Annotated in this window: 20 protein-coding genes; 17 read left to right on the top strand and 3 right to left on the bottom strand. The window is 55.8% G+C overall.

The genetic code is table 11. The features are described from left to right. Positions 1-24 precede the first annotated feature (24 nt). The 14 genes from TAMC210_RS11430 to TAMC210_RS11365 all read left to right on the top strand — a co-directional run bounded on the left by TAMC210_RS11430 (position 25) and on the right by TAMC210_RS11365 (position 11,439). The gene (locus TAMC210_RS11430) at positions 25-693 is read left to right on the top strand and encodes a response regulator (protein ID WP_254388652.1); all 669 of its coding nucleotides are present in this window, start codon (positions 25-27) and stop codon (positions 691-693) included. A gap of 12 nt (positions 694-705) precedes the next feature. Beyond that, positions 706-1,311, top strand: coding sequence for a ribonuclease HII (locus TAMC210_RS11425; protein WP_173298928.1), 606 nt, complete (start codon positions 706-708; stop codon positions 1,309-1,311). A 109-nt stretch (positions 1,312-1,420) separates the two neighbouring features. Further along, positions 1,421-1,762 carry an NADH-quinone oxidoreductase subunit A gene (locus tag TAMC210_RS11420; protein WP_373996455.1) on the top strand — a complete coding sequence of 114 codons (342 nt, stop codon included), beginning with the start codon at positions 1,421-1,423 and terminating at the stop codon, positions 1,760-1,762. Between the two features lie 20 nt (positions 1,763-1,782). Beyond that, positions 1,783-2,259 carry an NADH-quinone oxidoreductase subunit B gene (locus TAMC210_RS11415; protein WP_217267395.1) on the top strand — a complete coding sequence of 159 codons (477 nt, stop codon included), beginning with the start codon at positions 1,783-1,785 and terminating at the stop codon, positions 2,257-2,259. Continuing rightward, entirely contained in the window at positions 2,256-2,705 is a 450-nt protein-coding gene (locus TAMC210_RS11410; protein WP_173298926.1) for an NADH-quinone oxidoreductase subunit C, read from the top strand. Before TAMC210_RS11415 ends, TAMC210_RS11410 begins: the two co-directional genes overlap by 4 nt. Before the next feature lie 41 nt (positions 2,706-2,746). Then, complete coding sequence (locus TAMC210_RS11405; RefSeq protein WP_217267393.1) at positions 2,747-3,814, top strand: NADH-quinone oxidoreductase subunit D; 1,068 nt, start codon at positions 2,747-2,749, stop codon at positions 3,812-3,814. Positions 3,815-3,850: 36 nt separating this feature from the next. Continuing rightward, complete coding sequence (nuoH, locus tag TAMC210_RS11400; RefSeq protein ID WP_173298924.1) at positions 3,851-4,885, top strand: NADH-quinone oxidoreductase subunit NuoH; 1,035 nt, start codon at positions 3,851-3,853, stop codon at positions 4,883-4,885. 2 nt (positions 4,886-4,887) lie between these two features. After that, entirely contained in the window at positions 4,888-5,301 is a 414-nt protein-coding gene (locus tag TAMC210_RS11395; RefSeq protein WP_173298923.1) for a 4Fe-4S dicluster domain-containing protein, read from the top strand. 27 nt (positions 5,302-5,328) lie between these two features. Further along, positions 5,329-5,820, top strand: a complete 492-nt coding sequence (locus TAMC210_RS11390) for an NADH-quinone oxidoreductase subunit J family protein (RefSeq protein WP_173298922.1) — start codon at positions 5,329-5,331, stop codon at positions 5,818-5,820. Further along, on the top strand, positions 5,817-6,125 hold the full coding sequence (gene nuoK, locus TAMC210_RS11385; protein WP_254388650.1) for an NADH-quinone oxidoreductase subunit NuoK: 309 nt from the start codon (positions 5,817-5,819) through the stop codon (positions 6,123-6,125). Before TAMC210_RS11390 ends, nuoK begins: the two co-directional genes overlap by 4 nt. A 34-nt stretch (positions 6,126-6,159) precedes the next feature. Then, the gene (gene nuoL, locus TAMC210_RS11380) at positions 6,160-8,043 is read left to right on the top strand and encodes an NADH-quinone oxidoreductase subunit L (protein WP_173298921.1); all 1,884 of its coding nucleotides are present in this window, start codon (positions 6,160-6,162) and stop codon (positions 8,041-8,043) included. After that, a complete protein-coding gene (locus TAMC210_RS11375) occupies positions 8,040-9,569 on the top strand; it encodes a complex I subunit 4 family protein (protein ID WP_173298920.1) in 1,530 nt (509 codons plus the stop codon). The genes nuoL and TAMC210_RS11375 overlap by 4 nt, the downstream gene beginning before the upstream one ends. Then, positions 9,569-10,999, top strand: a complete 1,431-nt coding sequence (locus TAMC210_RS11370; protein ID WP_173298919.1) for an NADH-quinone oxidoreductase subunit N — start codon at positions 9,569-9,571, stop codon at positions 10,997-10,999. Before TAMC210_RS11375 ends, TAMC210_RS11370 begins: the two co-directional genes overlap by 1 nt. 77 nt (positions 11,000-11,076) lie before the next feature. Further along, entirely contained in the window at positions 11,077-11,439 is a 363-nt protein-coding gene (locus TAMC210_RS11365) for a YraN family protein (RefSeq protein ID WP_217267369.1), read from the top strand. Between the two features lie 392 nt (positions 11,440-11,831). Here the strand turns inward: TAMC210_RS11365 and TAMC210_RS11360 are convergent, their stop codons facing one another. Together TAMC210_RS11360 and TAMC210_RS11355 are read right to left on the bottom strand one after the other, a co-directional pair. Continuing rightward, positions 11,832-13,145, bottom strand: a complete 1,314-nt coding sequence (locus TAMC210_RS11360; protein ID WP_173298918.1) for a histone deacetylase family protein — start codon at positions 13,143-13,145, stop codon at positions 11,832-11,834. Next, entirely contained in the window at positions 13,138-14,814 is a 1,677-nt protein-coding gene (locus TAMC210_RS11355) for a hydantoinase/oxoprolinase family protein (protein WP_173298917.1), read from the bottom strand. Before TAMC210_RS11355 ends, TAMC210_RS11360 begins: the two co-directional genes overlap by 8 nt. A gap of 461 nt (positions 14,815-15,275) precedes the next feature. Here TAMC210_RS11355 and TAMC210_RS11350 point away from each other — a divergent pair, with 461 nt between their 5' ends. Together TAMC210_RS11350 and TAMC210_RS11345 are read left to right on the top strand one after the other, a co-directional pair. Further along, complete coding sequence (locus TAMC210_RS11350) at positions 15,276-16,292, top strand: isocitrate/isopropylmalate dehydrogenase family protein (RefSeq protein ID WP_173298916.1); 1,017 nt, start codon at positions 15,276-15,278, stop codon at positions 16,290-16,292. A gap of 2 nt (positions 16,293-16,294) precedes the next feature. Next, a complete protein-coding gene (locus TAMC210_RS11345; protein WP_173298915.1) occupies positions 16,295-16,975 on the top strand; it encodes a metallophosphoesterase in 681 nt (226 codons plus the stop codon). A gap of 33 nt (positions 16,976-17,008) precedes the next feature. Here the strand turns inward: TAMC210_RS11345 and TAMC210_RS11340 are convergent, their stop codons facing one another. Then, positions 17,009-17,527: a ferredoxin domain-containing protein gene (locus TAMC210_RS11340; RefSeq protein WP_173298914.1), complete on the bottom strand. Its 519-nt coding sequence runs from the start codon at positions 17,525-17,527 to the stop codon at positions 17,009-17,011. A gap of 320 nt (positions 17,528-17,847) precedes the next feature. Between TAMC210_RS11340 and TAMC210_RS11335 the strand changes: the two genes are divergently transcribed. After that, positions 17,848-19,497 carry an IS1634 family transposase gene (locus TAMC210_RS11335; RefSeq protein WP_173297029.1) on the top strand — a complete coding sequence of 550 codons (1,650 nt, stop codon included), beginning with the start codon at positions 17,848-17,850 and terminating at the stop codon, positions 19,495-19,497. Positions 19,498-19,574: the final 77 nt, after the last annotated feature.

Here is a 19,574-nt window from a genome sequence, read left to right as displayed (position 1 = left end):
GCTTTTACGGGGGAGGGCATGGGTGTGAACGCGGAGAACAAGATCACGGTTCTCATTGCCGACGATCATCCTCTGATGCGGGAGGGGATACGTAAAATTCTGTCCCTGGACCCGCGCCTGGCGGTGGTAGGGGAAGCGGAGGACGGTCAGAAGGCCGTAGAGCTGGCCCGGGTCCTGCGCCCACGGATTGTTCTGATGGACATAAACTTGCCTGTTTTAAACGGCATCGAGGCTACCAAGATAATCCGCCGGGAGGTGCCGCAGGCGCATGTAATCGCCCTTACCATTCACGACCACGAAGAATATATCGTGGAATTGCTAAAGGCGGGCGTGTCCGGTTATATCCTTAAGGACGTAAGCGCCGAGGGTCTCTTGAATGCCGTGTTGCAGGTGGCGGAAGGCATCCAGGTGATTCACCCGGGTATTACTAAAAAGGTGCTGCGGTTCTTAGCTCAGGCCGACGGACAGAAGGAAGGTGAGGGAAGAGTACCTCTAACGCCCCGTGAAAAGGAGATCCTGGCTTACGTAGGCCGGGGGGCTTCCAACCGGCAAATCGCCAGCCGTTTGTTCATCAGCGAGAAAACCGTAAAAAACCACTTAACACGGATCTTTCGCAAGATAGGCGTCCAGGACCGCACACAGGCAGCGGTTTACGCCTTGAAACACGGATTAACAGATGCTAATCTAAAGTAGGTGGGCGGGGGTATGGGTCGGGAGCTTTACCGCTTGGAGGAGCAGTTGGCTGCGCGGGGTATCCGTTATATAGCCGGGGTGGACGAGGTGGGGCGGGGTCCCCTGGCCGGGCCCGTAGCGGCAGGTGCTGTGATTCTGCCCCCCGGTTTTTACTTGGCTGAGCTGGTCGATTCTAAGAAACTTTCGCCCGGCCGGCGCAAGAGGCTGGCGGTGCAAATTATGGAAAAGAGTTTGGCCTGGGCCGTTGGCTGGGCTTCGGTTCTCGAAATCGACTGCCTGAACATTGCTGTGGCCTCGCGTCTGGCCATGCAGCGGGCGGTGGCCGGACTAGCCATTACTCCGGAGCATATCCTAGTGGACGCCTTTTATCTGCCGGGCATTAATATTCCCCAGACCCCCCTCATCGCCGGGGACAACCTGAGCGCTTCCATAGCTGCCGCGGCCATTCTAGCCAAAGTGGCGCGGGATAAACTTATGGAAGACTACGATAGAGTTTTTCCCGGCTACGGGTTTGGCCGGCATAAAGGCTACCCCACCCGTGAGCATCGAGCGGCCCTGGCAGCCCTTGGACCGACTCCCATTCATCGCCATAGCTTTAGGCTGAAAGGGGTAAGGTAGGCAGGAATCGCGTTACCCTTGGCGAATAGAATAGAACGTGGGAAGGTGTACGGATGAAGGGTTGCTAATTTTTTGGGGGAGGTGTTCAAAAATACTATATCAATATGTCATTGTGGCTGTATTTTTGTTGGGAGCCATAGGGGTGGCCGTGGGGGCCATTGCGGCCAACTGGTTGGTAAGGCCCAAGAGGCCGGCCACAGGGGCTAAAGGAGAAACCTATGAGTGCGGTCTGGAAACCCAGGGGCCCACATGGGTCCAGTTTAAGATCAGCTACTTCCTGTACGCCCTCATTTTTCTTTTGTTTGACGTGGAGACGGTATTCTTGTATCCCTGGGCCGTAAAATTCAAAGTTCTAGGTTGGTTTGCCTTCGCGGAGATGATTATTTTTATAGGTATTCTAGTTCTGGGTCTGTGGTATGCCTGGAAGGAGGGAGCCCTGGAGTGGAGGTAGTAAGGCTAAAACCCCCTGAGGTGGAGACGCCGCCTAATGTGCTGCTGGCTTCTGTGGAAAAGTTGCTCAACTATTGTCGGGCCCACTCCTTTTGGCCTCTAACCTTTGGGTTGGCGTGCTGCGCCATTGAGATGATGGCCGCCGGTGGGGCGCGGTACGATATAGCCCGCTTCGGGTACGAGGTATTCCGTCCCTCTCCCCGCCAGGCGGATTTGATGATCGTGGCCGGCACTGTTACCAAGAAAATGGCACCTTTACTGCGACGGCTTTACGATCAAATGCCGGCTCCCAAGTGGGTGGTGGCTATGGGGAGCTGCTCCATCAGCGGGGGTCCCTTTGTGGACTCTTACAATGTGGTTCCGGGGGTCGATACCCTCGTGCCGGTAGATGTGTACGTTCCCGGTTGTCCTCCGCGGCCGGAAGCCCTGATTAACGGCCTTCTCAAACTAAGGGATAAAGTGGTAAATCCCAAGGTAGCGCTGGTGAGGGAAAAATGAGGGACTGGACGGATCTGGAGAGGCGTTTTCCGGGCGTAGAGGCGGGGCAGGGGCGCGATATGCCAGTGTTAAAGGTACCGGTGGAACGGCTAATGGAAGTGATGATAGCCCTGAAAAAAGAATACGGTTTCAACTTCCTGTCGGACCTTACGGGGGTCGATGAGCCCGCTAAAGAGCGGTTAGTTTTGGTATACCATTTGATGGCCGTGCCCCAGGGAAAGATGCTGCGGGTAAAGGTAGAACTGCCTCGGGCGAACCCCCGTGTCCCATCGCTGGCTGGGGTCTGGCCGGCTGCGGACGTACAAGAGCGCGAAGCTTATGACCTGTTGGGGATTATCTTTACCGGACATCCCGATTTAAGGCGCATCCTCTGTCCGGACGATTTTGAGGGACATCCCCTGCGTAAAGATTTCCGGGTAACTCGGGAGGAGGTGAGCACTCAGTGAAGGCTTCCGCCCAGCTTACGACCGAAGAAATAACGCTCAATATGGGCCCGCAGCACCCCAGTACCCACGGGGTTTACCGGGCCGTGCTCACCCTAGACGGCGAGACGGTAGTAGGAGTCCGGAACGTGGTGGGTTATCTCCATCGCGGCCTGGAAAAGCTGGCCGAAGATCGTACCTATACCCAGTTTATTCCCTATACGGATCGCCTCGATTATCTGGCCGCTATGCTTAATAACCTGGGATATGTGCAGGCCGTGGAAAAACTCTTGGAAATTCAGGTTCCGGAGAGGGCCGAGTACCTGCGGGTCATCATGGCCGAGCTCTCCCGGATAGCAAGCCACTACGTTATGGTGGCGTCCATGGCCCTGGATTTGAGCGGCTGGACGGCGTGGTTTCCCCCTTTCCGGGACCGGGAGAAGATCCTTGATCTTTTCGAAATGACCTGCGGCTCCCGCCTGACTTTAAGCTATATGCGTATCGGGGGTGTAGCCGCCGACATCCCGCCGGAATTTATCCCGGCTTTACAGAGCTTTTTGAAGGAGCTTCCCCGTGGTCTGGAGGAGATTAACGGGCTGGTGACGGGGAATGAGATCTTTCAGGCGCGGTGCCGGGGAGTGGGAAAGATAGATTTGGAGACGGCGCTGGCCTACGGTGTTACCGGTCCCAATTTGAGGGCCTGCGGCTTGCCCTTCGACCTGCGGAAGGTCCAGCCCTACGGGATTTACGACCGCTTTGAATTTGACGTTCCCACCTTGAACAACGGCGATGCCTACGACCGGTTTGTAATCCGCCTGTTAGAGATAGAACAGAGTGCCAGGATTATTGCCCAGGCCTTACGAGACTTGCCGGAAGGGCCTGTTTTGGCCAAGGTTCCCAGGGTAATCAAGCCGCCGGAGGGCGAAGTTTACCACCAGATCGAGGGGGCTAAGGGTATTTTGGGTTTCTATGTGGTGAGCGACGGGTCGTCCAAGCCATATAGGTTGCACATCCACAGCCCTTCCTTTGTAAACCTGGGGGCCTTCCCGTTGATGGCTGCCGGGGGCACCGTTCAGGATGCGGTGGCTACCCTTGCTTCCATCGATATCGTACTGGGCGAGGTAGATCGCTAAGTGAAAATGAGTTTTATCCTATAGGGGAGTGGAGGTATGGCTGGAGGAGGAAATCTCGTAGCAGCGTGGTTAAATACGTGGGGTCTCCCTCCGTGGTTGAACAGCCTCCTGACGGGGATTATCTACCTGGTAGGGATCCTGGCCTTTGTCTTTCTGAATGTGATTTATCTTATTTATCTCGAGCGCAAGATCAGCGCTTATATGCAGCAGCGCCTCGGTCCCAATCGGGTTGGTCCCCGTGGGTTGCTGCAATCGGTGGCCGATGCCCTTAAATTCCTGGGGAAAGAGGATATCATTCCCCGGCATGTGGACAAGTGGGTATTCATAGTGGCCCCCATAGCCATCTTTATCCCGGCCGTCCTGCTCTATGCGGTGATTCCCTTTGGACGGGGACTTATTGCTGCCGATCTGAACATTGGGGTGTTTTATTTTCTGGCCGTGTCCTCTACCACCACCATTGCCATCCTCATGGGGGGTTGGGCGGCCAACAATAAATATGCCCTCCTGGGAGCCATGCGGGCGGTAGCCCAGATGGTGAGCTATGAGATTCCTCTGGTCTTTTCCATTCTGGGCGTGGTGATGCTCGTCGGCTCCCTGAAGACTTCCGATATTGTGGCAGCCCAGAAGGATGTGTGGTTTATCTTTTGGCAGCCGGTGGCCTTCTTAATTTACTTCATTGCGGCCAACGCGGAGGTTAACCGCGGACCCTTTGATCTAGTAGAAGGGGAACAGGAAATTATCGCCGGGCCCTATGTGGAGTATGCGGCCATGCGTTATGCCCTCTTTTATTTGTCCGAGTACGCTAATCTGGTGAGTGTTTCGGCCCTGGCCGTAACCCTGTTCCTCGGAGGATGGCAGGGTCCGTGGCTGCCGTCGTGGCTCTGGTTCATTATTAAGTTGTATATCATGATTTTACTTTTCATGTGGGTTCGGTGGACCTTCCCCCGCATACGTATCGATCACTTGTTAAAACTCAATTGGAAATTTCTCCTCCCCCTGTCCCTGGTCAATATTCTGGTGACCGGTGTGGGTATTAAAGTTTACCAGTGGCTGTCTCCGGGGAGGTGGTAAGGGTGTTCGGACAAGGTCTTATAAAGGGTCTGCAGGTCACCTGGCATTTGGCCTTCGGCAAGGCCATTACCGAACAATATCCGGAGAGACGCCCGAATTTACCACCGCGTTCCCACGGTTCCTTCGTGCTGGAAAGTGACAAATGTAGGGGATGCGAGGTCTGTGCCAATGCCTGTCCCAACCACGTAATTAGCGTCCAGACGCGACGGGGGGAAGATAAGAAACGTCACCTCAGCAAATTTACCATGAAGTTGGGTCAGTGCCTCTTTTGCGGCCTTTGCGTAGAGAGCTGCCCCAGCGACGCCCTGCATTTTAAGACCGACTTCGAACTGGCATGTTACCGCTTTGAGGATACCATTCATGTTTTATTTGAAGATAAGGGCGGGGCTTCGAAGCAGGAAGTGGATGAGAAATAAGCAGGCGGTAGGAGGGAGTGGAGGAGCGTGGCAGTATTCTGGCTGCTGGCAGCCTTGACGGTGGGCTCGGCGGTAGCCGTGGTGTTGCTTCCCAATATCGTACACAGCGCCCTTTATCTGGTGTTGACCTTTATAGGCGTCGCCGGCCTCTATATTTTGCTGGAAGCCGAATTCCTGGCCGCGGTACAGGTACTGGTGTACGCGGGCGCCGTGGCCATCCTCCTTATCTTCGGTGTTATGCTCACCAGGAGGGGCCACATACGCCAGAGCAATCCCTTCAATAGTTATCATGTGGCCGCGGGTGTGGTTTCCCTAGCTCTGTTCATCTTGGTGGTCCTCGCCCTCGGCCGTAGCCCCTGGCATGGGGACCCCGGTACCTGGCCGGAGAATACCGTGGGAGCCATCGCCGAAGCTTTTCTGGGGTCCTATGTGCTCCCCTTTGAGGTAGCGGCCGTACTGCTGTTGGTGGGCATAATCGGCGCCATCCTGCTGGCAAGAGAGGAGAAAGGGGAAAAATGATTACCCTGAGCCATTATTTAGCCCTGGCCGGCCTTTTGTTCGTCGTGGGCCTTTTCGGTGCCCTGGCCAAGAGAAATGCGGTGGCCGTGCTGATGGGCATTGAGCTTATGCTGAACGCCGTGAACATCAATTTGGTGGCCTTTAACCGGTTTCTCAACCCCGGTGAGGTGACGGGCCAGGTTTTTGCCCTCTTTGTGATTGTAGTGGCGGCCGCCGAGGTGGCCGTGGGGCTGGCCATTGTCATCAACCTGTACCGGCGGCGGCTGGCCACCGATGTGGAAGAAGCTGACTGGTTGAAGTGGTAAAACAACTCGTCAAAGGGCAGGTGATAGAAGAGCCATGATGGAGTACGCCTGGTTAGTGCCCCTTTTCCCGGCCCTGGCCTTTCCGGTCATCGTTTTTCTCACCCGCCGCCTGAAGCTACTGAGCGCCCTCGTGGGAATAGCAGCCATTGCTGCTTCCTTTGTGTTGTCCGTAGGGATTCTCGTGGAGGTACTCCAGGCGGGGGTCACCATGGAGCAACCGGTGGAAAGGGCCCTCAACTGGCTGGCTATTCCCGGGCCCCGGGGATGGCTGCTTAAGATTGAGGCTGGGATTTTGCTAGATCCCCTCACCGCCGTCATGCTGGTGGTGGTGACCCTGGTGGCCCTGCTGGTAGAGATCTATTCGGTGGGATATATGCATGGGGATCCCGGCTTCAGCGTTTTCTTCAGCTATCTCTCCCTTTTCAGCGCCTCCATGCTGGGACTGGTAGTGGCCAACAACTTCTTCATGATGTTTTTCTTCTGGGAACTGGTGGGCCTGTGCTCCTACTTACTCATAGGATTTTACTTTCACAAGCCTGAGGCAGCCCGGGCCAGCTTAAAGGCCTTCGTAACCAACCGCGTGGCGGATTTCGGGTTTATGCTGGGATTCTTCTTCCTCTTTCTTATGTTCGGCACCTTTAATTTCCGGGAGCTGGCGGAAGGCATCCCCCAGGCCTCCAACTTAGGGTTACTGGCCCTGGCGGCTACCCTAGTATTTATCGGGCCGATAGGTAAGTCCGCCCAGTTTCCCTTGCACGTCTGGCTGCCGGACGCCATGGAAGGCCCTACCCCTGTGAGTGCCTTGATCCACGCAGCCACCATGGTGGCGGCCGGTGTTTACCTCCTTGCGCGGGCTTTCGTCCTCTTTGCCGGCCTGCCCTCAGTGATGCTAATCATTGCCTACGTGGGCGGCTTTACGGCCCTCTTCGCGGCCACCATCGGGGTGGTCCAGCGGGATATAAAGCGGATCCTGGCTTACTCCACCATCAGCCAGCTGGGCTACATGGTCATGGCCATGGGTGTGGGCAGCATGACGGCCGGTATGTTTCACTTGACCACCCATGCCTTCTTTAAGGCCCTGCTCTTTCTGGGCGCCGGCAGCGTCATCCACGCCCTAAACGAGCAGGATATTTTCCGTATGGGCGGCTTGGCAAAGGATATGAAAATCACGGCCGGAACCTTTATTATAGGCGCGTTGGCCCTCGCAGGGATTCCACCCTTAGCGGGTTTCTGGAGTAAGGACGAAATTCTGCTGGCCGCCTACAGCCACGGCTATACCGGCCTCTACCTTCTGGGGACGGTAGTGGCTTTCCTGACGGCCTTTTATATGTTCCGCCTCATCTTTGTGGCCTTCTTCGGACGCCGGCGGGCGGGTCTCCACGGCCACGAGTCACCGTGGACCATGACCCTTCCCCTCATCGTTCTCGCCGCCCTGTCCGTGGTGGGAGGATTTATCGGCGCTCCTTTTGTTCAGGACGGGTTCAGCTCGTGGGTATACTTCGGGGAACCCCACCATGTGGAACCCAACTATATGATAATGTTCACTTCTACCCTGGTGGCCCTCCTAGGGATCTATCTAGCGTGGCTCATCTACGGACGGGAGGCCGTATCTCATGAGGCCCTGGCCCAGCGGTGGAAGGGGATCTATACGGTGGTATATAATAAGTACTATGTGGATGAGGCTTACCTCTGGTTTTTCCGGCGGGTGGTACTGGGATTGGCCGAGGCCTTTAACTGGCACGACCGTAACGTGGTAGACCGGATTTTTGACGGCGTGGGAGACCTGGTGCGCTGGTCGGGACGTAAATTGCGTTACCTGCAGAGCGGCAGCTTGCCGGTTTATGCCCTGGTGATTTTTGCAGCGGTAGTGGTCCTGGTAATCTGGGCGGCAGCGCCGGTGATAGGAGGGATAAGATGAGTTTCCCGCTTTTGACTTCCATTCTTCTGGCGCCGGTAATAGGGCTTATCCTCATATTGTTAATACCGGAAAGGGAGCAGTTGCTCATAAAGATCACCGCCGCCGTCGCTACCTTTGTCGCCCTGGCGCTGTCGGTTTATGCATACATTGCCTACGACCAGGGGGCAGGCGGGTTACAGTTTCTGGAAGATAGGACGTGGGTGCCGGCCTTCGGCATCAATTATTCTGTGGGCGTGGATGGAATGAGCCTGCCCATGGTGTTGCTTACGGCCATAGTAATATTTACCGGCGTTTTTGCCTCCTGGGATATGACCAACCGCATCAAGGAGTTCTTCATTTTCCTCCTGATGCTGGTAACTGGTGTCTTCGGGGTGTTCATGACCAGGGACCTCTTTTTCTTCTATCTCTTTTTTGAAGTAGCGGTGATCCCCATGTATCTCTTAATCGGTATATGGGGAAGCACCCGAAAAGAGTACGCGGCCATGAAGCTCACCCTGTATCTCCTGGTAGGCAGCGCCTTTGCCCTGATAGGCATTATTGCCCTTTTCCTATACGCCTCCAACCAGTTGGGCTACCTAACCTTTGATATCCAGACGCTGGCTACCGTCCGGTATGATGTAGGCTTCCAGAAGTTTATCTTCTTCCTCATGCTCATCGGCTTCGGGGTGCTGGTGCCCATCTGGCCCCTGCACCTGTGGTCCCCCGACGGCCACGTGGCAGCGCCTACGGCCGTAAGTATGCTCCACGCCGGGGTGTTGATGAAATTGGGGGCCTACGGCTTAATCCGGGTGGGAGTTTTCTTCTTCCCGGAAGGGGCCAAGTTTTGGGCTCCCCTTATCGCCGTTCTCTGCATCGTGAATGTGGTCTATGGAGCCATGATAGCCATGGTCCAGAAGGATTTAAAGTTCGTCATCGGCTACAGCAGCGTGAGCCACATGGGTTATGTGCTATTGGGGATAGCTGCTCTTAACACTTTAAGCTTGAGCGGAGCCGTAACCCAGATGTTCGCCCATGGCATCATGACGGCCCTCTTCTTCGCTCTGGTGGGGAATATCTACCATAAAGCCCATACCCGGGAGATCGCCCGCTTTGGCGGGCTGGCCCATCAGATGCCGCGGGTGGCTGCCGGTTTCCTGATCGGCGGCCTGGCTTCCCTGGGATTGCCCGGGCTGAATAACTTCGTGGCCGAGTTCTTGATTTTCTTAGGGGCCTTTACCCGGGAACAGGCGCTGTGGGGTGGCCTCTTAAGCTACCGGGTCCTAGCCATTTTAGCCATCCTGGGCATTGTCATTACCGCCACTTATGTCCTGCGGGTCGTGCAGAAAACCTTTTTTGGACCGCGCAAATCCGAGTGGGACTGTCTGGAAGATGCCCGGGGAGTGGAGCTGGTCCCCATTGTGGTGCTGTGCTCGGTGCTCGTTCTTTTCGGCCTGTTTCCCTCCCTTATGGTGGACCTCATTCATACCGGGGTAGCCCCGCTGGTAGCCAAGATCGAGGCCGCAAAGGCCGTAGGGGGGATTTTCTAGTGGGTGTCTGGCAGCTTTTGAGCGTGGAACTTTTGACGGCCGCCTTGGGATTAGGGCTGCTGGTGCTGGGGCTTTTGGTGCCGGGGCAGGAGAAAAGGGGATTGGCTTACCTGACTACAGCCGGCTTAATAGGAATTGCGGCCGTGGCCTGGGCTCTGCGGGAGGCCCAGGGAGTCGTCTTGAACGGATACATTATCGATCCCCTGGGAACCTACTTTAAAATCCTCTTTCTTGCGGCGGCGGTGCTGACGTGTATTGCCTCCTTTGACTATATCGGCCGGTTGCCGCGCGGCGAAGGGGAGTTCTATGCCTTACTGGTCCTGGCTACCCTGGGCATGATGCTTCTGGCCTCCGCCGGAGAATTGATTACCCTGTACCTGGGACTAGAGTTGATGACCATTTCCCTCTGCATCCTGGTCGCTTATCGCAAGGGGGATATGAAATCCGCCGAAGCGGGTATTAAGTATATCATCCTGGGAGCAATGTCTTCGGCCATTCTCCTTTACGGGCTCAGCCTAATTTACGGGGCTACGGGCAGTACGGTTATAAGGGAGATAAGCTCAGTCATAACCAGGGAAGGCGTAAGACCTCTGTTGGGAGTGGGTATCATCTTTGTCCTGGCGGGCTTTGCCTTTAAGATGGCGGCGGTACCCTTTCATATGTGGGCGCCCGATGTATACGAAGGAGCGCCTACCCCCATTACCGGTTTTTTGTCGGTAGCCTCTAAAGCTGCAGGTTTTGCGGCCTTCTTGCGCATCTTCTTTGGGGCTCTGCCCCAAACTCACGGCCTCTGGGCGGAATTAATCGTGGCCCTGTCTGTCTTAAGCATGGTCATGGGCAATTTGGTGGCCATTCCCCAGAAGAATATCAAAAGGCTGCTGGCTTATTCCAGTATTTCTCAGGCAGGCTACTTGCTCCTGGGCGTGGTAGCCTTCTCCGTACTGGGGGTGGGCGCTATCCTGTACCATTCCATGCTCTATGTTTTTGCTAATATGGCAGCCTTCATGGCCGCTACAGCCTTCTACAATGTCCAGGGAAGCGATGAGATCGGGGATTATGCAGGTCTGGCCAGGCGTTCGCCCTTGCTGGCAGCCGTTCTGCTTTTTTCCCTCCTTTCCCTGGCCGGCATACCGCCCCTGGCGGGGTTTGTGAGCAAATTCTACCTGTTTATGGCCGTGATCGGCCGGGGATATATCTGGCTGGCCATTCTGGCCGTTTTGATGAGCATGGTTTCCGTCTATTACTATCTACAAGTAGTCAAAGCCATGTATTTTGGTGAACCCCCGACCGGAAGCCCGGTTATACAGGTGCCCCTGGGAATGCAGGTGGCTCTCGTGCTATCCCTGGCCGTGCTATTTTTCTTCGGCCTCTATCCAACACCCCTTACCAGTTACGCTTTTAATTCCGCCATGGCTTTTCTCGGGCACTGAGGCGTTGGGTCGGAGGCCTGACGCACATTCCGGGGCGGCAGGCAAAGTACGCCGGGAACAGTTGGGGGCTGTTCTTAATGACGCTGGAAAGGAAGCGCATAGGTCGGCAGGGGGAGGAAGCGGCGGCCGCCTTTCTGCAGGAGAAAGGCTTTCGCCTGCGGGAGAGGAACTTCCGCTGCGGCCTGGGTGAGCTGGATATAGTGGCCGAGGAGGGCGGGGAAATAGTTTTCGTAGAGGTCAGGACCCGCTCCTCGAACTTACTGGGAACTCCCCAGGAATCGGTAGACTGGCGCAAACAGCACCGCTTGCGCCGGCTGGCGGCCTACTATCTGCAACAGAAGGGCCTGGCCGGCCTTCCCTGCCGCTTTGATGTAGTAGCCGTATGGCTGGATAAAAGGGGAGGGGTGGAGAGAATAGAGCTGGTGCGGGGCGCCTTTTAGAAAGAAGCCAGGGCTTCCAACACCTGGAGCACCCCTATTTTTGCTACCAGCCTTACTTGGCCCTCCTTTGCGTGGTTGCCTCACCAGCAGCTGAGTTATGCCCAGTTCTTGGACCTGGGCTTGCCTGGCTTTTCCTCACGCAAGTCTCCCTCGCGGGCAGGACTTGCCCTGCACTAAAAGCAGTAAGAGCGGGGTCCCCGGATGCATGCGGCATCCTTGCCGATAGGGCCGGCCTTGGGCTTCGCTATCCTCAACCCCGCTTTTGCTTTTGAGGGAAGCTCAGGTTTGATTATCGCTCAGGGAAAGAACCTGGCTTGCAAGCCCAGGCAGGCCTCCCCAGCAAAAAATGGGGATATGCAGCTCCAGCAGGACGGGCGACTTGCGCCCTCCCCTTACTCTCTAACCAGAATATCCCGCGGCCGGTCCTGGAGGTATACTCGGGTATAGCTCCGCCGGTCAGCCTGCCGGAAAAGCTTTTCCCCTTCCTGCCGGCAGCGAGGGCAGGCATCCCGGGGAATAAAGACGGCCAAAATATGCTCGCCCCGCTCTGAACAGCGGGAATCTATCCAGGTCAGGCCGGCACACTCTTCACAGACCAAGGTGGTCTCCTTTTGGATCTCCAGCAGCCCTTCGGTGTCGTAGTAGACGCGGCGCTGGCGGGTGATTTCTTTTTTCCCCCGTGTGGTCTGCGCCCGTATTTCCTCCCGCTGCTGCCAGGCTGCATAAGTTTCCCGGCACAGGTGGGCAATATAGTCGGTAATTTCCTGGGGCTGGGATACTTTAGCCGGGGTGTAATCGGGTTCCCGGACGTAAGTATAATCCAGCCCCGCCAGGGCCAGGATGATCCCCAGGTTGACATAGGGGAGGGCGCCTTCGATGGAGTAGCCCCCTTCCAGAACCGCGATGTGGGGCTGCAAGAGTTCGGTAAGCCTGGCGTAACCTCGGGCGGAAAAACGCATATTGGTAATGGGATCCGTGTAGTGGTTGTCTTGCCCCGCCGAGTTGATAATCAGGTCGGGCCGGAAATCGTTGAGCACAGGGAGGATCAGGTTTTCCAGGGCGTAGAGGAATCCCTCCTCCCCGGTTTGCGGGGGTAGGGGGAGATTCAGGGTGTACCCGCAGGCATTGGGACCGCCGAACTCGGGCAAAAAACCGGTGCCCGGGTAGAGGGTGCGGCCGTCCTGATGAATGGAGATATAGAGGGTGTCCTTATCGTGCCAGTAAATGTCCTGGGTACCGTCGCCGTGGTGGCAATCGGTATCTACAATGGCGATGCGCTTGGGACCGTACCTCTGGCGGATGTATTCGATCATAATGGCTTCAATGTTGATATTGCAGAAGCCGCGGTTGCCGTAGACAATGCGCTGGGCATGGTGGCCGGGGGGACGCACTATGGCAAAGGCCCGGTCTACCTCCCCCTGGAGGACGGCGTCGGCCGCCACCAGAGCCCCGCCGGCGGCAATGAGATCTGATTCACCGGCCCGGCTCCTAACGTCGGGCACGCAGATGTGGACCCGCTCGACGTCCTTAATGTCGGCCAGCCGCGGGCGGTATTCGGTAATGCCTTCGATATCTAAAACTCCCTCTTCCCAGACCTGGTCCTGGGTATAGAGGAGCCGCTCCTCCCGCTCCGGGTGGGTAGGGGAGATGGCCCAGTCGTAGGCCGGGAAGAACACCAGTCCCACGCGGCGGGCAGCTTTAAGCATGGTCGTAGGTTCCCCCTTTCAGCCCGATGAGAGACGGCCTGTTCTGGACCTTGAGGCGTATATTTCTGCCGACGGTGTAAAACCCGCGCACCATATTGAAGGCCTGTTCCTCTATTACTTCCAGCTCAGGAACGCCTCCGGTGTACCCCAATTCTCTAAGGCGCTGCTCCAGCAAAGCAAAGGCCCGCCGCCGCGCCTGCTCCAGGGAAAAAGAGCGGTCAATTCTTTCCTGCCATCCTATCTCGGGAGCCGTCAGGACACCCCTCTCCGTATCCGCGAAAAGGGCCAGGGTCGCCGTGGGGTGGCTTAAAGCCGCGCCTACGGCATTGGCTACCCCTGCGAGGGAAGGCACTTCTACCGGCAGGCCGGAGGCTTTTTCCAGGAAGGGCTTTAAGAGGGGAGCGGGGGCCCCTACGGCAATCACCCGGCGCGGCTCCAGCTTCCTTTCGGTCAGAACTTCCCGGATCGTATACACAGGTCGGCTGTTCAGGTAGTGAAGAAGCTGGTTTACAGTCCGGGCGATACCTGCGGTAAATTCGTCGAGGGCACTTTGAGCCGTTTCCCTAATGGATAAGCCCACCGGTTTACCCAGACTTTCTATAGCCCTCTCTGCCCGCCCTCGATCCCCCAGTTGCAGCAGGCCGAGTGTGATGAGGGCGTCGGTAGGGGTGGGAGCGGGACCGCCCAGGGCAGCCGGAGGGCCCTGACGCTGGGGACCGATGGCCATACGCCCGTCTACTATTCTAATGGAGCTATCCCCGCCCAGCCCTACTGAATGAACGAAAAAGGACCGCACCAGGGTGGGATAAGGCCCCAGGCGTATGCCCTGGGGTTCAAAAAGGGGGACGCCGCCAGCGCAGAAGGCAATATCCGTAGTGGTGCCGCCGATGTCCAGAATGACGAAATCGTCTTCAACCGGTGCCAGCGCCAAAGCACCCATGATGCTGGCCGCCGGTCCGGAAAGGATGGTTTCCACGGGAGTATTCACCGCGCTGGCTAAAGTCAAGGTACCCCCGTCCGCCTTGAGAATAAAGGGTTCTATCTTCAAACCCTTGCTTTCCACATAAGACCGGACTGCCCCGGCAAATCGGCTGTAGACCCGCCAGACGGAGCTGTTCAGGTACGCAGTGTACACCCGCCGGGGGAAGGCTAAGCGGCCCGACAACCGGTGGCCCAAGGTGATAAAATCATAGCTTCCTTCCAAAAGGTGCGCTATCTCCAATTCATGGGCCGGGTTGCGGACGGAGAATTTTCCCACCGCTGCCAGGCAGCGGATACCGTTGTCCTGGAACTGCCGCCTGGCCGACTCCAGTTCCTCACGCTTGAGGGGGCTGGTCTCCCGGCCCCGGTGGTCAATGCTGCCCTGGAGGATTACAGTCACTTTTGCGCAGGTCAAAAAAGAGGGGTTAAGTCCCGGACCGGGTATAAGGAGCAGGCCCACGGGTTCTGTTTTCCCTTCCACAATGGCGTTGGTGCACACGGTGGTGCTCAAGTTTATGCGCCGTATGGCTGCAGGGTCCCTGTGCTTCAGAAGGGTGTTTAGGGCCTGCTCGATGGAAGCCAAAAAGTCGGCGGGATCGGTAAGGACCTTTACGTGCTCCACAACCTCGCCTTCAGAGATAAGGACGGCATCAGTATGGGTGCCGCCCATGTCTAAGCCGATCAGCATGAGTAAATACCGCCTCCTGGTTTATTGTAACTCTGGCGGGAAAAGGTAGCAATCATTATTTACCATGAGTTATCTCCGGTTTTCGCTGGGGTGGCCTGCTTAGGCTTCAAGCGAGCGAGCAAGCCTTCGCGGTAGCCAAACTTAAGCTTGGCGAAAGGCGGAGGCAGGCCCGAGGCCATGAGAAACCTGCGGCCGGCAACTGAGAGAGGAGGTCGAATTTGCCGGGAAGCCTGCCGGAGCCTTGAGCCGAGCGCTAGTTTGGCCCGCGAGGGTTTTTGGAGCGAGCAGAAGCCAAGCAGGCCTGGAATGAAAATTGGGGATACCTCGTTACTTACCCCCGAAGTAGTGGAAGCGTGTATTGCTCAAAATAGGTCAAAACTGCCACAGAGAAGGCTAGCTCAAGGAAACTAAATTGCGTATAATAAGAGGCGTAATTGTTTCCGAGGCGGAGGTGGCAGAATTTGCGGCATGTAGTAACGTTGATACCGGGGGATGGTACCGGCCCGGAAGTGACCGCGGCCGCGCGGCGGGTCCTGGAGGCCAGCGGGGCCGAGCTCGAGTGGGAAGTGGTGGAGGCAGGTGAATCCGCCCTTAAGAAATACGGCAGCGTTCTGCCCGGGGAAGTGCTGGAATCCATCAGGCGGAACAGGGTGGCCCTTAAAGGACCCATTACCACTCCTGTAGGCACCGGATTTCGCAGCGTCAATGTGGCCCTGCGCAAGGAACTGGACCTTTACGCCAACGTTCGGCCGGTTAAGAATTTACCCAACGTACCTTCCCGGTACCAGAACATCGACCTGGTAATCTTCCGAGAGAATACCGAAGACCTTTACGCCGGGGTGGAACATACGGTAGGCGAGGATGCGGCGGAGAGTATCAAGATCATTACCCGCAAGGGCTCGGAAAGGATAGCCCGGGCGGCCTTTGAGTATGCGCGGAAGAAAGGCCGCCGACGGGTCACCGCGGGTCACAAGGCCAATATTTTGAAACTCACCGACGGTCTTTTCCTGCACTGCTTTTACGAAGTGGCCAAGGATTATCCTGAAATCGAAGCCGACGACCGGATTGTGGATAATCTCAGCATGCAACTGGTACAGAAGCCGGAACAGTACGATGTGCTGGTATTGCCCAACCTGTACGGCGACATCCTTTCCGACCTCTGCGCCGGCCTAGTGGGCGGCCTGGGGGTAGCTCCCGGAGCCAACCTGGGGGAGGCGGCTGCGGTTTTTGAGCCCATCCACGGCAGCGCGCCGAAGTACGCCGGGCAGAACAAGGTTAATCCTCTGGCTACTATCCTTTCCGGAGTTATGATGCTGGAGCACCTAGGTGAGGATGAACCTGCCGCGCGGGTCCGGCAGGCCGTCAACGAGGTTTTGCTGGAAGGCAAATATTTAACCTACGACCTGGGCGGGACGGCAGGAACCCAGGAGATGGCGGAGGCCATTGTGCGGAGGCTGGAACAGAGCACGGGAGGATAAAAATGGCCCTTTTTGCCCTAGGCGATCTCCATCTGGGTCGCGACATGTCCCTTTTCGGACCGGAATGGGATCATCACGAGCATAGAATAGTGGAGGAATGGAAGAAAGCCGTTCGACCGCAGGATACCGTTTACCTGCTGGGAGATCTCAGCTGGGCCATGCGCCTGGAGGAAGCCCTTCCCCACTTACAGCTTTTAAAGAGCTTGCCCGGCCGCAAGAGGATTCTTAAGGGCAACCACGATTACTGGTGGCAAACCGAAAGGAAGATGCGGGCTGCCATTCTAGACGCGGATTTCGACCTCTTGAAACCCGAAGTGGTGGAAGGGTTGGCCATCTGCGGTACCCGCGGATGGCTGGTGCCGGGGCACCCCCTTTTTAATCCGGAAACCGATGAGAGGGTTTACCGGAGGGAAACCCTGCGGCTGGAAAGGGCCCTGCAGGAGCTGGCCAGAATAAGGCAGGGAACCGAACCCATAATTGTAATGCTGCATTTTCCCCCGGCTCTTACGGGCGAGCCTTCTGCCTTCGTGGACCTCATGCGGGAGTATGGCGTCCAACGTTGTTATTACGCCCATCTCCACGGCCAGGACCGCCTAAGAGCCCTGGAGGGAAACCACTGGGGAATGGAATTTCATTTGGTGTCGGGAGACCACCTGGCCTTCCGGCCGGCGCAGCTAAACTAACAAGGTCCCTCAAATGGTGAGGGACCTTTACGTTTAACGGTCGAAATAAATGTTTTTGCCGGTAGCCGAGAGGGGTATGCCCACTGCCATGTCCGCATCGATGAGGCCCAGACGCCTGGCCAGGACCCCAATGCGATACATAATGCGATTGTCAATATTGAGGATGCTGGCCGTCTTGACCGCCGAGCCTATGGCGATGCCTAAGTCCAGGAGACGCCAGGCGCATATAGGGCCGGCAAACTCCGGGCCCGGCTGTAAATCCTTCAGCTCTGCGCACCGAGGCTCTCCGCAAGCGCCACAGTCCAATCCGGCCTTTTGGGCGTTTTTTAACCCTATCAGCAGGACTGCTTCGGAACGTCTTACATTTTCCCCGTCCCGGTCGAAATTCTTGCGATTAGTCTGACGCCCGTAGTCAACCATGGCATCGGCCAGCTTCTGCAACTGGTCTCCTTGCAGGATTTCTAAGACCACAAAGTCCTTGCCGGCCGCCTTGGGAGCCGTACGGGCGGCTACCGCCATAAGTTCGGCAGCGGTATACATAATGTTGGGCATTAACTGATCACCTCTTGAAAAAAATTTGGGCATTATCGGAAGCCGACTTTTATATTTCGGCGAGGGGCCATAAAATCCTCCCAGTTTTTAGAATAACCGTCTCCGGCATCATTTAAAAGGGAGTCGGGGAGGAGGTTAGTTTTTAGGCGTAGAATATCCTGACTTTATCAGTTACAACTCGTTTTCGAAACGGGGACCCGCATAAAATCTAGGTTTGCGGGCTCAAAGCCGGTCAGAAAGCGAAAAGTGTAGTGGCAACATTAGCGGTAATAATGGTTATATAGCTAGACAATAGGTGTAAATAGTGGTATCATAAAAACATGTTCATCAAGATAACTAAATCTAGGGACCACCAGTACGTTCAGTTGGTTCGGTCTTACCGGGAAAACGGTGTTGTCAAACACAAGGTCCTTTTAAATCTCGGCCGCCTGGATGAGATTGAAAACAACCCCAGCTTTCAAAGATTGGGAAAGCGCCTTTTAGAATTGTCCAAGGCCAGGGAGGTGACCAGTTTAGCGAACTTCTCTGAGGCGCAGATCAAGAACTGGGGTTATGTGGTCTACCGGAAGATCTGGAACCAATTTGAACTACCCGAACTGCTGAAAGAGATTAGTGCCAAACACAAGGTCCAATTCAGCTTAAGTGACGCGAGTTTTCTGATGGTCGTCCAGCACCTCCTTGAGCCCAGGAGCAAACTGGGCACCTACAACCACCAGCAACGTTATGCCAGTTTGCCCGACGTGGCTTTGAACCACCTCTATCGCTCCCTGGATTTACTCAGTGAGCACAAAGAATTGCTGGAAGAAGAGATGTTCCGGAAGAACCGCCACCTTTTCAACATGAAAGTAGATGTGGTATTTTACGACGTAACGACCTTTTCCTTTGCCAGCGTCAAAGCCGATACTTTACGAGATTTTGGCTTCAGTAAAGACGGCAAGTACAACGAAGTCCAGGTGGTACTGGGTTTACTTATTGATTGCGAAGGTCGGCCCATAGGCTATGAGCTTTTCCCCGGCAATACCTTTGACGGTAAAACCCTGGAAGCAGCCTTAGAAAAGCTGGAAAAACGTTTTGGCCTGCGCCGGGTAATTATCGTGGCGGACCGGGGGATTAACAGCAAGCTCAATTTAAAGCGCATAGTAGAACGTAACTACAGCTACATTTTTGCCGCCCGCATTAAGAAGATGAAGAAAGAGATTACCGATATGATCCTGGACGAAGACGGCTATCAGGAGATCAAGGACGACGAAGAAGGAGAAGTCCTTCGCTACAAGGTTATCGAATACATAAACGAGTTCACCGCTGAAGGAGAAAAATACCAATTACCCGAAAAACTGATCGTCACCTACTCCAGCCGGCGGGCGGAGAAAGACCGGTCCGACCGGGAAAGGTTAATCGAGAAGGCCCAAAGCCTTTTAGAAAGCAAGGCTAAAATCCGGGCCAGCAATAAACGCGGCGGCAAGAAATACCTCAAAGAAGTAGATTGTACCGGCACCTGGGTGCTGGACGAAGAAGCAATTAACTGGGACCAACAATTTGACGGCTACTACGGCATCCAGACCAACGAGAAAGAGATGAGCGCCAAAGACATTCTGGATGCTTACCACAACCTGTGGCGGATTGAAGAATCCTTCCGCGTCATGAAAAGCACCCTGGAAGTACGACCGGTTTTCCATTGGACCGAAAGGCGGATTAAGGGGCACTTTGTAATCTGTTTCCTGGCCTTTCTTCTCGAACGCACCCTGGAATCCAAGCTCCGGCAAGCTGGAGAAAACGCCTCGCCGGTAGAGATCCGGGAAGCGTTAAACTCCCTCAACTTTGCCGAGGTGGAAATCGAAGGAGAAACCTTCTTTATTAAGACCAAGGGTACAGAGTTAAGCAAAAAGATCCTGCGCCTGATGCGAATCGCTCCCCCTGCCAATATCACTCGTGTAGAAGAGTTTGCTTCTCGCTGGCAGGGCCAGGCGTAGTGGCAAAATGCACGCCTTGGTTTCTATCTTCCTAGATTTTATGCGACTTCTAGATTCTCATCTGATAAAGTCAGGCC

Origin of the sequence: Thermanaeromonas sp. C210, assembly GCF_013167955.1 — a bacterium.
Classification (GTDB): Bacteria; Bacillota; DSM-521; order Neomoorellales; family Neomoorellaceae; genus UBA12545.
The sequence above is the reverse complement of the archived record's forward strand: the minus strand, read 5'-3'. Positions and strand labels throughout refer to the sequence as shown.

Excerpts from the sequence above, each read along its gene's own strand:
- TAMC210_RS11425 (WP_173298928.1), top strand. The coding sequence starts at position 706 with ATGGGTCGGGAGCTTTACCGCTTGGAGGAGCAGTTGGCTGCGCGGGGT.
- TAMC210_RS11410 (WP_173298926.1), top strand. The coding sequence starts at position 2,256 with ATGAGGGACTGGACGGATCTGGAGAGGCGTTTTCCGGGCGTAGAGGCG.
- TAMC210_RS11405 (WP_217267393.1), top strand. The coding sequence starts at position 2,747 with ATGGGCCCGCAGCACCCCAGTACCCACGGGGTTTACCGGGCCGTGCTC.
- nuoH (WP_173298924.1), top strand. The coding sequence starts at position 3,851 with ATGGCTGGAGGAGGAAATCTCGTAGCAGCGTGGTTAAATACGTGGGGT.
- nuoK (WP_254388650.1), top strand. The coding sequence starts at position 5,817 with ATGATTACCCTGAGCCATTATTTAGCCCTGGCCGGCCTTTTGTTCGTC.
- nuoL (WP_173298921.1), top strand. The coding sequence starts at position 6,160 with ATGATGGAGTACGCCTGGTTAGTGCCCCTTTTCCCGGCCCTGGCCTTT.
- TAMC210_RS11375 (WP_173298920.1), top strand. The coding sequence starts at position 8,040 with ATGAGTTTCCCGCTTTTGACTTCCATTCTTCTGGCGCCGGTAATAGGG.
- TAMC210_RS11365 (WP_217267369.1), top strand. The coding sequence starts at position 11,077 with ATGACGCTGGAAAGGAAGCGCATAGGTCGGCAGGGGGAGGAAGCGGCG.
- TAMC210_RS11360 (WP_173298918.1), bottom strand. The coding sequence starts at position 13,145 with ATGCTTAAAGCTGCCCGCCGCGTGGGACTGGTGTTCTTCCCGGCCTAC.
- TAMC210_RS11355 (WP_173298917.1), bottom strand. The coding sequence starts at position 14,814 with ATGCTGATCGGCTTAGACATGGGCGGCACCCATACTGATGCCGTCCTT.
- TAMC210_RS11345 (WP_173298915.1), top strand. The coding sequence starts at position 16,295 with ATGGCCCTTTTTGCCCTAGGCGATCTCCATCTGGGTCGCGACATGTCC.
- TAMC210_RS11340 (WP_173298914.1), bottom strand. The coding sequence starts at position 17,527 with ATGCCCAACATTATGTATACCGCTGCCGAACTTATGGCGGTAGCCGCC.
- TAMC210_RS11335 (WP_173297029.1), top strand. The coding sequence starts at position 17,848 with ATGTTCATCAAGATAACTAAATCTAGGGACCACCAGTACGTTCAGTTG.